Annotated in this window: 15 protein-coding genes; 10 read left to right on the forward strand and 5 right to left on the reverse strand. The window is 61.2% G+C overall.

All coding sequences use genetic code 11. The features are described 5' to 3' along the window. Nucleotides 1-91: 91 nt before the first annotated feature. From ACPYOP_RS04930 to rsmI, 4 genes are all read right to left on the reverse strand, one after another. The gene (locus ACPYOP_RS04930; protein WP_481409269.1) at nucleotides 92-595 is read right to left on the reverse strand and encodes a cupin domain-containing protein; all 504 of its coding nucleotides are present in this window, start codon (nucleotides 593-595) and stop codon (nucleotides 92-94) included. Between the two features lie 98 nt (nucleotides 596-693). Then, nucleotides 694-1,689 (reverse strand): endonuclease/exonuclease/phosphatase family protein, encoded by a 996-nt coding sequence (locus ACPYOP_RS04935; RefSeq protein WP_481409270.1) that lies wholly within the window; start codon nucleotides 1,687-1,689, stop codon nucleotides 694-696. A 99-nt stretch (nucleotides 1,690-1,788) separates the two neighbouring features. Beyond that, entirely contained in the window at nucleotides 1,789-2,157 is a 369-nt protein-coding gene (locus tag ACPYOP_RS04940) for a YraN family protein (RefSeq protein ID WP_481409271.1), read from the reverse strand. After that, nucleotides 2,150-3,058 carry a 16S rRNA (cytidine(1402)-2'-O)-methyltransferase gene (rsmI, locus tag ACPYOP_RS04945; RefSeq protein WP_481409272.1) on the reverse strand — a complete coding sequence of 303 codons (909 nt, stop codon included), beginning with the start codon at nucleotides 3,056-3,058 and terminating at the stop codon, nucleotides 2,150-2,152. The genes ACPYOP_RS04940 and rsmI overlap by 8 nt, the downstream gene beginning before the upstream one ends. Nucleotides 3,059-3,310: 252 nt before the next feature. Between rsmI and dnaN the strand changes: the two genes are divergently transcribed. The 7 genes from dnaN (at nucleotide 3,311) to ACPYOP_RS04980 (ending at nucleotide 8,436) form a co-directional block, all read left to right on the forward strand. Next, entirely contained in the window at nucleotides 3,311-4,429 is a 1,119-nt protein-coding gene (gene dnaN / locus ACPYOP_RS04950; protein WP_481409273.1) for a DNA polymerase III subunit beta, read from the forward strand. Between the two features lie 249 nt (nucleotides 4,430-4,678). Then, on the forward strand, nucleotides 4,679-5,272 hold the full coding sequence (gene pmtA, locus ACPYOP_RS04955) for a phospholipid N-methyltransferase PmtA (RefSeq protein WP_481409274.1): 594 nt from the start codon (nucleotides 4,679-4,681) through the stop codon (nucleotides 5,270-5,272). A gap of 20 nt (nucleotides 5,273-5,292) precedes the next feature. Beyond that, a complete protein-coding gene (locus ACPYOP_RS04960; protein ID WP_481409275.1) occupies nucleotides 5,293-5,880 on the forward strand; it encodes a histidine phosphatase family protein in 588 nt (195 codons plus the stop codon). 1 nt (nucleotide 5,881) lies between these two features. Beyond that, nucleotides 5,882-6,574, forward strand: coding sequence for an orotidine-5'-phosphate decarboxylase (gene pyrF / locus ACPYOP_RS04965; RefSeq protein WP_481409276.1), 693 nt, complete (start codon nucleotides 5,882-5,884; stop codon nucleotides 6,572-6,574). 27 nt (nucleotides 6,575-6,601) lie between these two features. Further along, on the forward strand, nucleotides 6,602-6,889 hold the full coding sequence (locus tag ACPYOP_RS04970) for a DUF1330 domain-containing protein (RefSeq protein WP_015338538.1): 288 nt from the start codon (nucleotides 6,602-6,604) through the stop codon (nucleotides 6,887-6,889). 112 nt (nucleotides 6,890-7,001) lie between these two features. Continuing rightward, on the forward strand, nucleotides 7,002-7,982 hold the full coding sequence (locus ACPYOP_RS04975) for a complex I NDUFA9 subunit family protein (protein ID WP_481409277.1): 981 nt from the start codon (nucleotides 7,002-7,004) through the stop codon (nucleotides 7,980-7,982). Between the two features lie 289 nt (nucleotides 7,983-8,271). Then, nucleotides 8,272-8,436 carry a hypothetical protein gene (locus ACPYOP_RS04980; protein ID WP_162943837.1) on the forward strand — a complete coding sequence of 55 codons (165 nt, stop codon included), beginning with the start codon at nucleotides 8,272-8,274 and terminating at the stop codon, nucleotides 8,434-8,436. Nucleotides 8,437-8,505: 69 nt separating this feature from the next. Here ACPYOP_RS04980 and ACPYOP_RS04985 read toward each other — a convergent pair whose 3' ends face one another. Beyond that, nucleotides 8,506-9,306 carry an undecaprenyl-diphosphate phosphatase gene (locus ACPYOP_RS04985; protein WP_481409278.1) on the reverse strand — a complete coding sequence of 267 codons (801 nt, stop codon included), beginning with the start codon at nucleotides 9,304-9,306 and terminating at the stop codon, nucleotides 8,506-8,508. Nucleotides 9,307-9,454: 148 nt separating this feature from the next. Here ACPYOP_RS04985 and ACPYOP_RS04990 point away from each other — a divergent pair, with 148 nt between their 5' ends. From ACPYOP_RS04990 to ACPYOP_RS05000, 3 genes are all read left to right on the forward strand, one after another. Beyond that, nucleotides 9,455-10,147, forward strand: coding sequence for a glutathione S-transferase family protein (locus ACPYOP_RS04990; protein ID WP_112343583.1), 693 nt, complete (start codon nucleotides 9,455-9,457; stop codon nucleotides 10,145-10,147). 107 nt (nucleotides 10,148-10,254) lie between these two features. Then, the gene (gene queG, locus ACPYOP_RS04995) at nucleotides 10,255-11,412 is read left to right on the forward strand and encodes a tRNA epoxyqueuosine(34) reductase QueG (RefSeq protein ID WP_481409279.1); all 1,158 of its coding nucleotides are present in this window, start codon (nucleotides 10,255-10,257) and stop codon (nucleotides 11,410-11,412) included. Further along, nucleotides 11,412-12,284 (forward strand): SDR family oxidoreductase, encoded by an 873-nt coding sequence (locus ACPYOP_RS05000; protein ID WP_481409280.1) that lies wholly within the window; start codon nucleotides 11,412-11,414, stop codon nucleotides 12,282-12,284. The genes queG and ACPYOP_RS05000 overlap by 1 nt, the downstream gene beginning before the upstream one ends. Nucleotides 12,285-12,327: the final 43 nt, after the last annotated feature.

Below are 12,327 nucleotides of genomic sequence, written 5' to 3' on the forward strand. Positions count from 1 at the left end.
TTTGCGGACAGATGTAGGTCGGCCCGCATCCAAACGCAACGGCTATTCAAGGGCTTCCGTCAGGGGCTTGTCCGGCGTGGCCTTGCCGCGCTCAGGCGGCAAGACCCTGTGCGCCGCCCTGGCGGACGAAGTTGCGCAGGCGATAGGCCATGGTCAAAGGCTTCGGGAACGGCTTGCGTAAAAAGGCGACCTTGCGCAGATAGCGATCGATGCGCCATGTCGCCCAGGTGCCGCCGGCGAAATAGGCGACGTCGCCGGCACTAAGCGTCCGCTCGACGCCGTCTTCCGTGGTGATATGCACCTCGCCTTCGAGGATCATCACCGTTTCGTCCCAGCCGAAATACCAGCGAAATTCGCCCGCCGTGCAATCCCACAGCGCGGTCATGGCGGCATCGTCCTGCCCGCGCGAATGCTCGGCGATGCGGGCAACCGGATTGCCCGCCAGGACCCAGGAGGGCTCGATCGGCGACGGCTTCATTTCCATTTCGTGGCTGGCACCAGCCACGAAGCTTTTCGACCGTGGCAGCGCGACCACAGCCGGGACGGCACGCGCGGCAAAGGCCGCCATGCTCGTCAACATCAGTTTCAAGACCATGCAATCCCCCAAAATTCCATGCGCGTCCGCGATCTCATCGCACGGAAGCGGTAACGGCAGGGTTCATGAAATCGAGGGCATTTTAACGATTGCGGCGATCAGGCGGAAAAACCTTCGATCGTGCAGACGATGATGTCGTGATCGGACAGCGGCTTGCCCTCCCCGTTGAGAGAGGAAACAAGATGGCTTTCGCCGATCTTCAAACCACGGGCAATGAACCAGTCGAGCTTCATGGTGCGATCGGGAAAGCGCGTGATCAGGCTCGGACGCGTGCTCGTTTGATCGAGCGGTCCGCCGTGGCATTCGAAGCCGCGGCCCTCGGCCATGGCGAACAGCGTATCGGTGGAGAAATCGCCGCCGGTGTGGTTGCCGGTGTTGAGATCGCCGCCGATCAGGATCGGCAGGCCGGGTGCAAACGCTTCGACGGCATCGATCAACGCCGCCATCTGCCGCTCGCGATAGGCAACGGTCGCAACACTTTCGAGATGGACCGAAGCGGCGACCATGGGACCGGCCTCCGTCTCGATAATGGCGCCGACGGCGCAGCGATCGCCGATGCGCGGCTGCTCGTTGTTATTGTTGAACCAGACGGCCTCGCCCGGCAAGCGGAACAGGAACGCATCCTTCAGCGCGACCGAGGCCATCAGCGCATTGCCGTGAAAGCCCTTTTCGTTGAAATCGTCACGGCAGTAGGAGCGCTCGATTTCCGAACCGAGGCTGAGTTCCAGGAACTCGACGCCATAGGCATAGTTCATGCCCAGTTCGCCAGCGATAATGCCTGTCGGATCGCACTGCTCGGTACGGGCCATGCCCTCATCCATTTCCGACAGCAGGATCAGCGGCGCCCCGGTCTCCCGCAGCTTGGCCGCGCTTTCCTCGGGAAACAGGCAGCGTTCGAGATTCCAGGCAGCGACCGTAAACGGAAAGGACAGGGCCTCAACCTTGGCGTCCGCCCCGCCGATCCGCACCGTATTCAGGCAGGCGAGCGATGTGAGCTTCCCGGCGTGAATGGCCGGAGTTTTTTCCAGCGAAACGAAGCTCTTGCGCTCCTCCTGCGAGGGCACGGTGAAGGCGGAAACGGTGTTGCGGATCATGATAGGGCCTGTCGAAACGAGATGAGCGCCGGCGGGAAAATCGCCTGCGTTGGTCGTCCGGCAATAGGCTGATTTTATGACGGTCCTGTAACGCCGTGCTCAAAACGCATCGGGAAAATGCTGCGGCCAGCGGCCGGGCAGCATGGCAACGATGTCATAGCGTTGCGAGAGACAGGCAAAATCCGGCTGTCGGGCGAGCCAGAGATCACTGGCGGCGCGGATGCGGTTCTGCGACGAGAAGGAAACGGCGTCGATTGCCTCCTGCGTGCCGCGCCGCGATTTGACCTCGACGAAGATGGCGAGATCGCCCTTGCGGGCAACGATATCGATTTCACCGAGTTTGGTACGATGGCGGATGGCGAGAATGCGATAGCCCTTCAGCATCAGGAAGGCAGCGGCGAGATATTCGGCGGCATGGCCGCGACGCCAGGCCTGTTGCCGTTTCAGCTTCTGGTCCGTCTCAGGCATTACGCTCCTTCATGTCGAGCAGGCGCTGGTACAGCTCCTTTCGCGGCAGGCCGGTGAGACGCGCAGCTTCGGTTGCCGCCTTGGCCGTCGGCATCGTCCCTGAGAGATCGGCCAGGATGGCATCGACATCGGCCTCCGTCGCTACGTTCTCCGCCGGCGGGCCGACGAGCCAGACGATCTCGCCTTTTACATTGTCGACGGCATCATAGAATGCGGCGAGTTCGGATAGCGTGCCACGCCGGAATTCCTCAAAGGTCTTCGTCAGTTCGCGGCAGACCGCGCCTGCACGTTCACCGCCCAGCACATCGGCGGCGGCGGCAAGGGTGGCGGCGATGCGATGCGGCGATTCAAAGAAGATGAGGGTCGCGGGGACGCTCGCAAGTTCGGCCAGTCGGTCGCGCCGGCCCTTGTCCTTGGTGGGCAGGAAGCCGGCGAAGAAGAAGGCATCGTTCGGCAGACCGGATCCGACAAGGGCTGCGAGCGGCGCCGAGGCACCGGGGATGGGAACGACCTTGTATCCTGCCTCGATCGCCTGCTTTGCAAGCCGGTAGCCGGGATCGGAGACGAGCGGCGTGCCGGCATCGGAGACCAGCGCCACCGACCGGCCGGCTTCCAGCGCCTGCAGCAGCCGGGGCCCGGCCTCATCGGCATTGTGCTCGTGATAGGCATAAGGCTTGTTCTGGATGCCATAGCGGTCGAGCAAAACGCGGGTAACGCGCGTATCCTCGCAGGCCAGCACATCAGCGCCGGCAAGCGTCTCCAGCGCCCTCAGCGTGATGTCACCGAGATTGCCGATGGGGGTGGCGACAAGATAGAGCGCCGGTTCGAGGGGACGGGCCGGAATCTGGTTGTTGTGCAGGCGGAAACTGCGCGCCCCGCCGCTTGAATGCTCTTCGTTCATGCCGGTCCTGAATTCGCTTGGGATTCGCAAGCCTTTATGGGCGAGGCGCGAGCGGACGGCAAGAGCGGTGCAAATCCTGTGAGCATTGTCGACGAAATGTCGAATTGGCGCTTGGCAATTGATCCATGCCTCTTGCATTCGGATGCTGAAGTCTGCCAAGTTGCCTGTCCAATCTTTCGGGCCTTGTCCGAAAACCAGTCGCTCGGGCGCCTCGGGCCGCCCGGCAAGTCACGGTCGAAAGCGGTAGCATCCATGCGTATTACAATTGAGCGGTCGAACCTCCTGAAGTCGCTGAACCACGTGCATCGCGTGGTCGAGCGTCGCAACACGATCCCGATCCTGTCCAATGTGCTGCTGAAGGCCGAGGGTACAAGCCTCGACATGAAGGCAACCGACCTCGATCTCGAAATCACCGAGGCGACGCCCGCCAATGTCGAGCAGCCCGGCGCCACCACCGTACCGGCGCATCTGCTCTACGACATCGTGCGAAAGCTCTCCGACGGTTCGGAAGTGCTTCTTGCCACCAATACGGACGGCAGCTCGATGACCGTCGCCTCCGGCCGCTCGAAGTTCTCGCTGCAGTGCCTGCCGGAATCGGATTTCCCGGACCTTACCGCCGGCAGCTTCAGCCATTCCTTCAAACTGAAAGCGTCCGATCTGAAGATGCTGATCGACCGGACGCAGTTCGCGATTTCCACCGAGGAAACGCGCTACTACCTGAACGGCATTTTCTTCCACACGATCGAAAGCGGCGGCGATCTGAAGCTCAGGGCTGTCGCCACGGACGGCCATCGCCTGGCGCGCGCCGATGTCAGCGCCCCTTCGGGCTCCGAAGGCATGCCTGGCATCATCATCCCCCGCAAGACGGTCGGCGAGCTGCAGAAGCTTGTGGACACACCGGATGCGATGGTCACCGTCGAGGTTTCCGACGCCAAGATCCGCCTGACGATCGGTTCCATCGTCATGACGTCGAAGCTGATCGACGGCACCTTCCCCGATTACCAGCGCGTCATCCCGGCCAACAACGACAAGGAAATGCGCGTCGATTGCCAGAGCTTCGCACAGGCCGTCGACCGCGTCTCGACGATTTCGTCCGAGCGTGGCCGCGCCGTGAAGCTGGCACTGTCGGACGGGCAATTGCTGCTGACGGTCAACAACCCCGATTCGGGAAGTGCGACCGAAGAAGTCGCCGTCGGCTACGAGATGGACCCGATGGAAATCGGCTTCAATGCGAAGTATCTGCTCGACATCACCGCGCAGCTGTCGGGCGACTCAGCAGTGTTCCTGCTTGCCGATGCCGGTTCGCCGACGCTCATCCGCGACACGGCCGGCGATGATGCGCTTTACGTGCTGATGCCGATGCGCGTCTAGAGCATGATGCCGAAAAGTGTGAGCGGTTTTCGGACGACTTCATGCTCTGCTTCTTTGATTTTAGAGCCGGATGTTTCATCCGGCTCCAGCGAAACCAAAGCGCCCATTCACGCGTTTATACAACGCAAGGGCGCTTTTATTTGATCCTTGGTGAATTGCGACATTTTCTCTTGTTATTGCGTCATCGCATTGCAAGATTTTAGAGAAGCGGTATGTAAGTCGCGACCGTAACATCTGGTGGGGGAGAACATGGCGCTGCGTCTCAAGGAACGGCTAGGCAAGAAGTTCGACGAGGAGATCCGTTTCTTCAAAGGCATGATGCAAGGGCCGAAGACTGTGGGATCGATCGTTCCCACCTCATCGATCACAGCCCGCAAGATGGCTGGTGTCATCAACACGCAATCCGGCCTGCCGGTACTGGAACTCGGGCCGGGAACCGGGGCGATCACCAAGGCGATCCTCGGGCGCGGCGTGGAGCCGCAAAACCTCGTCGCCATCGAATATTCGACCGATTTCTACAACCACCTCGTCAAGCTTTATCCCGGCGTCCATTTCATCAATGGCGATGCCTTCGATCTCGATACGACGCTTGGCGTGCTGCGTGGCCAGACCTTCGATTCCGTCGTATCAGGCATCCCTCTCCTCAATTTTCCGATGAAGGCGCGCGTCGCGCTGCTCGAAAGCCTGCTGGATCGCATGCCGCCGGGCCGTCCGGTGGTGCAGATTTCCTACGGGCCGGTTTCGCCGATCATCGCCAAGCCGGACCGTTACCATATCCGCCATTACGACTTCATCGTCCGCAACATTCCGCCGGCCCAGCTCTGGGTCTATAGCCGCGGCTGAGGCAATCGCTGGGACAGTCCATGTACGCTCTTTATATTACGCACCCGCAGGTGCGCATCGATCCGGCCGTGCCGGTGCCGGAATGGGGCTTGTCCGAAATAGGCGCCGAGCGGGCGCTGATGGCGGCGAGCCGACCCTGGGCAGGTAACCTGGGCCTGATCGTCTCCAGCGGCGAACGCAAGGCGATCGAAACAGCCGAGGCTCTGACGACGGCAAGCGGCGCGCCGATCGAAATCATCGAAGCCATGCACGAAAACGACCGCAGCGCCACCGGCTTCCTGGCCCCGCCGGAGTTCGAGAAGGCCGCGGACTGGTTCTTCGCCAATCCGCATGAAAGCTTCAAGGGCTGGGAACGCGCCATCGATGCGCAGGCGAGGATCGTCTCCCAAGTCGATGCCGTTCTTGCGCGACATGATCAACAGGTGCCGATTGCCTTCGTCGGGCACGGTGGCGTCGGTACGCTGCTGAAATGCCATCTGGAGGGGAAGCCGATCGCGCGCCAGGGCGATCAGCCGCCGGGCGGCGGCAATCTTTTCTGTTTCGACCTTGCGAAGCGCGCCGTCTCATGCGACTGGACATCCATGGAAGACTGGATGGGATGGGCTTGATATGACCGCACGCGACCGCTTGATCGTTGGACTGGATGTTCCAAACCTTCAGGAGGCCGAAAAAGTGGTCGGCGCCCTCGGCGATGACATCCTCTATTACAAGATCGGCTATCAGCTGGCCTTTGCCGGCGGGCTGGAGTTCGCCCGCGATCTTGCCGCTAGCGGCAAGAAGATCTTCCTTGATATGAAGCTGCTCGACATCGACAATACGGTGGCCTCCGGCGTAGAGAATATCGTCAAGATGGGCATGTCGATGCTGACGCTGCACGCCTATCCGAAAGCCATGAAGGCGGCCGTCGAGGCTGCCAAGGGCTCCGACCTCTGCCTGCTCGGCGTCACCGTGTTGACGTCGATGGACGAAGGGGATCTCATTGCCGCCGGTTATGAATATGATCCGCATACGCTGGTGCTGCGCCGGGCCGAGCAGGCGCATCTGGCCGGCATGGGCGGTATCGTCTGTTCGGCGGAAGAGTCCGCCGCGGTCCGCAAGATCATCGGGCCTGACATGGCGCTGGTGACCCCCGGCATCCGCCCTGATGGCAGCGACAAGGGCGATCAGAAGCGGGTGATGACGCCGGCAGCCGCCATCAGGGCCGGATCGAGCCATCTCGTCGTCGCGAGGCCGATCGTCAAGGCGGCCGATCCGAGGCAAGCCGCCCTCGCCATCCTCGCCGAGATAGATGCCGCGCTCTAAACGATTACACTAGGCAGGGAGGAAAGCATGGCAAAGGGATATTGGATCGCGCGCGTGGATGTCCGCGACCCCGAGCGCTACAAGGATTACGTCGCCGCCGCCAAACCGGCCTTCGAGAAATACGGCGCGAATTTCCTTGCGCGCGGCGGTGCGTTCACGCCGCTTGAGGGACAGGCGCGCGGCCGCAACGTCGTCATCGAATTTCCGTCGCTGCAGCATGCCGTCGATTGCTACAATTCGCCGGAATACCAGATCGCCGCCAAAATCCGGCAGCAGGTGGCGGATGCGGAAATGGTCGTCGTCGAAGGGGTTTAAACCCTTTGAAAACGCAACGCTGCAACGCAGCGCGATAGCACTTCACCTCGGCGCCCGGATCGGCTAAGACGAAACCAGATCAGCCCAATCAAAGCCTTTCGAGGAGCCTGCCATGACCCTGTCCAACCTCCCGCCGCTCGTGACCGTGTTCGGAGGATCAGGCTTCATCGGGCGGCATGTCGTTCGTGCGCTCGCCAAGCGCGGCTACCGCATCCGCGTTGCTGTGCGCCGTCCCGATCTTGCCGGCTTCCTGCAGCCGCTCGGCAATCTCGGCCAGATTTCGATCGTCCAGGCCAATGTGCGCTACCGTAACTCGATCGATCGTGCGGTCGAAGGCGCGCAGCATGTCGTCAACTGTGTCGGCATCCTTGCCGAAGGCGGCCGCAACACCTTCGATGCCGTGCAGGAATTCGGCGCCAAGGCGATCGCCGAGGCCGCGCGCGGCGCCGGCGCTTCGCTGACGCATATTTCCGCCCTCGGCGCCGATGCCAATTCGCCCTCGGCCTATGCCCGCACCAAGGCCCGCGCGGAAGCCGCCATCCTGTCGATCAAGCCGGATGCGGTGATCCTGCGTCCCTCGATCGTCTTCGGCCCCGAAGATGGCTTCTTCAACAAATTTGCCGACATGTCGCGCACGGCGCCCTTCCTGCCGCTGATCGGCGGCGGCAAGACGAAATTCCAGCCTGTCTATGTTGAGGATATTGCCGAAGCCGTCGCCCGCAGTGTCGACGGCAAGCTGAAGGCCGGCACGACCTATGAGCTCGGCGGCCCTGAAGTGCTATCCTTCCGCGAATGTCTCGAGACCACGCTTTCGGTCATCAACCGGAAGAAGTCGCTCGTTTCCATTCCGTTCGGCATCGCCTCGCTCATCGGCTCGGTCGCTTCGCTTGTGCCGCTCATCACCCCGCCGATCACCCCCGATCAGGTGACGCTACTGAAGAGCGACAACGTCGTTTCCAAGCAGGCGGAAGCGGAAGGACGCACGCTGAAGGGCCTCGGCCTGCTGCCGACGCTGCTCGTCTCCGTGCTGCCGTCCTATCTTGTCCGCTATCGTCCGCAGGGCCAGTTCACCGGTTCCGGCAAAGCTGCCTGACGATTCGCCAATTCAGTGAAATTCAAAACGCCGCAGGCTCTGCCGCGCGGCGTTTTTTTATCGTTCGAATGCTGCGGCAGATGGCTTTTGTGCCCCGCCATCCCACTCTCATTCACAGCTTAGCGTTGCCTAAAAGACGCACTGGAGAAATAGTCGCATTAACGTCAAATTTAACATGAACATTTATTGCTATTGCTCATCTCACTGACTAACACAGCCGCGCGTCCCAGGCTTGGACAATGAACCGGTCCGCGGCGCGCTTCACACTTCTGCGGAAAGGCATTTTTCGATGGGCAAGTCTATCGCGCTTCTGTTTGCGTGCGCGGCATTGGTGATTCTCGCAGGCTCTTTCGTAGCTCGCGGCAGCATCGCCTCGGTAAAGGGCGAATGTGCGCCGACCTACGGCGTCGACCCCTGCACCACGGGCTCTATCGACACGTCCTCCCCGAACTGATCGGGCACGAAAAAGGCCGGTTCTCACCGGCCTTGTGTTCTTCGGTATCTTGCTGTCAGGCGATGCGCCTCAGCCGATCGTGTAAAGGCCGATCAGGCCGAGCACGCCGATGATGATGCGCCACCATGCGAAAGGCGCGTAGCCGCGACGCGAGACGAAATCGAGCAGTGCGCGCACCACGAGCAGCGCCGAGATGAAGGCGGTGACGAAGCCGATGACGATCAATTGGCCATCGGCCATGGTAAGATCGTGGCGGCTTTTCCACAAATCCAACGTGAAGGCGCCGACCATGGTCGGCATGGCCAGGAAGAACGAAAATTCGGCGGCCGAACGCTTGTCGGCGCCGAGCAGCAGGGCGCCGACGATGGTGGAACCGGAGCGCGAGGTGCCGGGGATCATGGCCAGGCACTGGAAGAAACCGATCTTGATTGCCATCGGCCAGGAGAATTCATAGGCGCTGGTGTATTTCGGCTTGAACTCGATCTTGTCGATGACAAGCAAGACGATGCCGCCGAGAATCAGCGAGATACAGATCACTATCGGGGTTTCGAACAGCACGGACTTGATGAAGTCATGCGCCAACGCACCGATGACAGCGGCCGGCAGGAAACCGAACAGGACGGCCAGCACGAAATGGCGGGCCTTGACGCTGACGGGCAGCGCCTTGGCGATCTGGACGAGCCGGTTGAAATAGACGAGCAGGATGGCGAAAATCGCACCGAGCTGGATCAAAATTTCGAAGGTACCCGCGGATTTAAAACCGAGAAAATGTCCGAGCAATATCAAATGGCCCGTCGAGGAGACCGGAATGAACTCCGTAAGCCCCTCCACAAGGCCCAAAACCAGCGCGATAATAATTTGTTCAGCCATATCGTGTCCTTTGTCAAACGGCAGGGCGGCCCGATTCGCTTGTGCAAACTAGGCCAAGATCCTATAGCTTCAACCGATGACAAATGACTAGGCCGCAGAATAGCGACCAAAAAACTCCGTAGCATCAATCAGAAACACCCGAGTACCAATGCCGACGCTGTATCACCACCCGATGTCATCCTCCTCACGGTTCGTTCGGCTGATCCTGACCGAATACGGCTATCAGACGGAACTGATAGAGGAGCAGACCTGGGAAAAGCGACGCGATTTCCTGGCGCTCAATCCCGCCGGCACCCTGCCCGTCTATGTCGACGACAGCATGCGGGCGCTCTGTGGCGCGACCGTGATTTCCGAATATCTCGACGAGACGCATGGGGTGCTGAAGCGGGATCGTCGGCTTCTGGCCGAAGATCCGTTCCAGCGGGCGGAAATCCGCCGGCTGACGGAATGGTTCATGCAGAAGATGGAGCAGGACGTCACGCGCCCGCTGACGCGCGAGCGCGTGTTCAAGCTGCAGATGACCGCCGAGCAGGGCGGCGGCGCGCCCGATTCCAAGGTCATGCGCATGGCGCGCGGCAATATCCGCCAGCACATGAAATATCTGTCCTGGCTGGCAGGCTCGCGGCAGTGGCTTGCCGGCGAGCGGCTGAGCTATGCCGATCTTGCCGCCGCGGCCTCGGTTTCCGTGCTAGACTATCTGGGCGAGATCGACTGGACGGAATCGCCGGTCGCCAAGGAATGGTACCAGCGGCTGAAATCGCGTCCGTCCTTCCGGCCGATCCTGGCGGAGCGCGTACGTGGCGTCACTCCGGTTTCGCACTACGCCGATCTGGATTTCTAGAGCGTTTTTGCTTTCGAACAACGACAGCGCTCTATCTTTTTTCACGCAATTCCTGTGGGAAAACCGCTAACGCACTTTTCCTAGAATTGCTATGACGAGGGCTCGATATGCCCGATGATCGCGAAACGGAAAAAGCTCACAAGCGCCGAAGCACATTGACCGCCTTCCTGCGGGAGGAAGCGCGCGCCCAAGGATTCGATCTCTGTCGCGTCACCAAACCGGATGCCATTCCCGAGGCTGCCGTGCGGCTCGGCCAGTTTCTCGACAAGGGCCATCACGGCACCATGGGCTGGATGGAGGAGACGCGCGAGAGGCGTGGCGATCCGCGCGTGCTCTGGAGCGAGACGCGTTCCATCGTCGTCTTCGGCCTCAACTACGGACCCGAGGAAGATCCGCGCGGCATCCTCGAGAAGAAAGACAAGGCGGCAATCTCGGTCTATGCGCGCAACCGCGACTATCACGACATCATCAAGGGGCGGCTGAAGGAAATCGCCACCCGCTTTGCCGCGCGTTCGAAGGAGGACGTCAAGGTCTTCGTCGATACCGCGCCGGTCATGGAAAAGCCGCTGGCCGGCGCGGCCGGTCTCGGCTGGCAGGGCAAGCACACCAATCTCGTCAGCCGTGACTTTGGCTCCTGGCTCTTCCTCGGCTCGATGTTCACCACGGCCGATCTCGAGCCCGATCAATCCGAGATCGACCATTGCGGCTCCTGCCGGGCCTGTCTCGATGTCTGTCCGACCGCGGCCTTCCCTGCCCCCTACCAGCTGGATGCGCGCCGCTGCATTTCCTATCTGACCATCGAGCACAAGGGGCCGATCGATCCGCAGATGCGGCCGCTGATCGGCAACCGCATCTATGGCTGCGACGATTGTCTTGCCGCCTGTCCCTGGAACAAGTTCGCAAGCAGCGCTTCTGAAATGAAACTGGTCGCGCGGGACGACCTAAAGGAGCCATCGATCGCCTTTCTGCTTGGTCTCGACGATGCGGCCTTCCGTACATTCTTCAGCGGCTCGCCGGTCAAGCGCATCGGGCGGGACCGTTTCATCCGCAATGTGCTCATCGCGGCCGGCAATTCCGGTGAGCGCTCCTTTATAGAAAAATGTCGCGAATTGGTCGCCGACCCCTCGCCCGTCGTGCGCGGCATGGCCGTCTGGGCGCTGTCGAAGCTGATGACGGCTGGCGAGTTCCGTGCATTTGCGGCAGAAAGAGATGACGAGGCGGACGAAGAGGTTCGCGCGGAATGGAAACTGGCGGGAGTGGTATGATGCATGTGATGATTTTCGGCTGCGGCTATTCGGGAACGGCCATCGCCAAGGCTTTCGCAGGTTCCGGCATTCGCATCACAGGCACGACCCGCTCCGCTGACAAGGCCGAACTGCTGACGAAGGAAGGCATCGCAGCCTTCGTCTTCGACGGCGAGACGCTCGATCCCGCTTTGGCCGAGGCAATGACGACAGCGACGCATCTGGTGCAGTCGATCGCGCCGGGCAAGTCCGGCGATCCGCTGCTGCGGCGGGCGCAGTTCAATTTCAAAGCGCTGATGCCGAAGCTGGAATGGATCTGCTATCTCTCGACCGTCGGCGTCTATGGCGATCACAAGGGCGCCTGGGTCGGCGAACAGACTTCGCTGCACCCGATCGCGGATCGTTCGGTCGAACGCGTCGAGGCGGAAGACGGCTGGCTGCGTGTCGGTATCAGGCTCGATCTTCCCGTCGCCGTGCTCAGGCTTTCCGGCATCTATGGCCCGGGCCGCAACGCCTTCTGCAATCTGGAAAAGGGCACGGCGCGCCGGCTGATCAAGGCGAACCAAGTCTTCAACCGTATCCGCGTCGAGGATATCGGCGCCTGCGCCCGCTTCCTGTCCGAGCACAAGCTTGGTGGCATATATAATGTCACCGACGACGAGCCCGCGCCGCCGCAGGATGTGATCGCCGAGGCCGCCCGGCTCATGGGTATCGAGCCGCCGGCGGAGCAGGCTTTCGAGACAGCGGAGCTGACGCCGATGGCGCGCTCCTTCTATGGCGAGAACAAGCGCGTCTCGAACAAGAAGCTGCGCTCACTCGGCTTCGCCTTCCGCTATCCGGAATACCGCATGTCGCTTGCCGAGCTCTGGTCGTCCGGACGGTGGCGCGGCTGAAAAGCCGCTTTCCGCGCAGAGAAAAATCGCACGAAAATTCCTA

The sequence above is a fragment of the Rhizobium sp. KNZ2-6A genome (assembly GCF_056755475.1).

Excerpts from the sequence above, each read along its gene's own strand:
- ACPYOP_RS04930 (WP_481409269.1), bottom strand. The coding sequence starts at position 595 with ATGGTCTTGAAACTGATGTTGACGAGCATGGCGGCCTTTGCCGCGCGT.
- ACPYOP_RS04935 (WP_481409270.1), bottom strand. The coding sequence starts at position 1,689 with ATGATCCGCAACACCGTTTCCGCCTTCACCGTGCCCTCGCAGGAGGAG.
- ACPYOP_RS04940 (WP_481409271.1), bottom strand. The coding sequence starts at position 2,157 with ATGCCTGAGACGGACCAGAAGCTGAAACGGCAACAGGCCTGGCGTCGC.
- rsmI (WP_481409272.1), bottom strand. The coding sequence starts at position 3,058 with ATGAACGAAGAGCATTCAAGCGGCGGGGCGCGCAGTTTCCGCCTGCAC.
- dnaN (WP_481409273.1), top strand. The coding sequence starts at position 3,311 with ATGCGTATTACAATTGAGCGGTCGAACCTCCTGAAGTCGCTGAACCAC.
- pmtA (WP_481409274.1), top strand. The coding sequence starts at position 4,679 with ATGGCGCTGCGTCTCAAGGAACGGCTAGGCAAGAAGTTCGACGAGGAG.
- ACPYOP_RS04960 (WP_481409275.1), top strand. The coding sequence starts at position 5,293 with ATGTACGCTCTTTATATTACGCACCCGCAGGTGCGCATCGATCCGGCC.
- pyrF (WP_481409276.1), top strand. The coding sequence starts at position 5,882 with ATGACCGCACGCGACCGCTTGATCGTTGGACTGGATGTTCCAAACCTT.
- ACPYOP_RS04970 (WP_015338538.1), top strand. The coding sequence starts at position 6,602 with ATGGCAAAGGGATATTGGATCGCGCGCGTGGATGTCCGCGACCCCGAG.
- ACPYOP_RS04975 (WP_481409277.1), top strand. The coding sequence starts at position 7,002 with ATGACCCTGTCCAACCTCCCGCCGCTCGTGACCGTGTTCGGAGGATCA.
- ACPYOP_RS04980 (WP_162943837.1), top strand. The coding sequence starts at position 8,272 with ATGGGCAAGTCTATCGCGCTTCTGTTTGCGTGCGCGGCATTGGTGATT.
- ACPYOP_RS04985 (WP_481409278.1), bottom strand. The coding sequence starts at position 9,306 with ATGGCTGAACAAATTATTATCGCGCTGGTTTTGGGCCTTGTGGAGGGG.
- ACPYOP_RS04990 (WP_112343583.1), top strand. The coding sequence starts at position 9,455 with ATGCCGACGCTGTATCACCACCCGATGTCATCCTCCTCACGGTTCGTT.
- queG (WP_481409279.1), top strand. The coding sequence starts at position 10,255 with ATGCCCGATGATCGCGAAACGGAAAAAGCTCACAAGCGCCGAAGCACA.
- ACPYOP_RS05000 (WP_481409280.1), top strand. The coding sequence starts at position 11,412 with ATGCATGTGATGATTTTCGGCTGCGGCTATTCGGGAACGGCCATCGCC.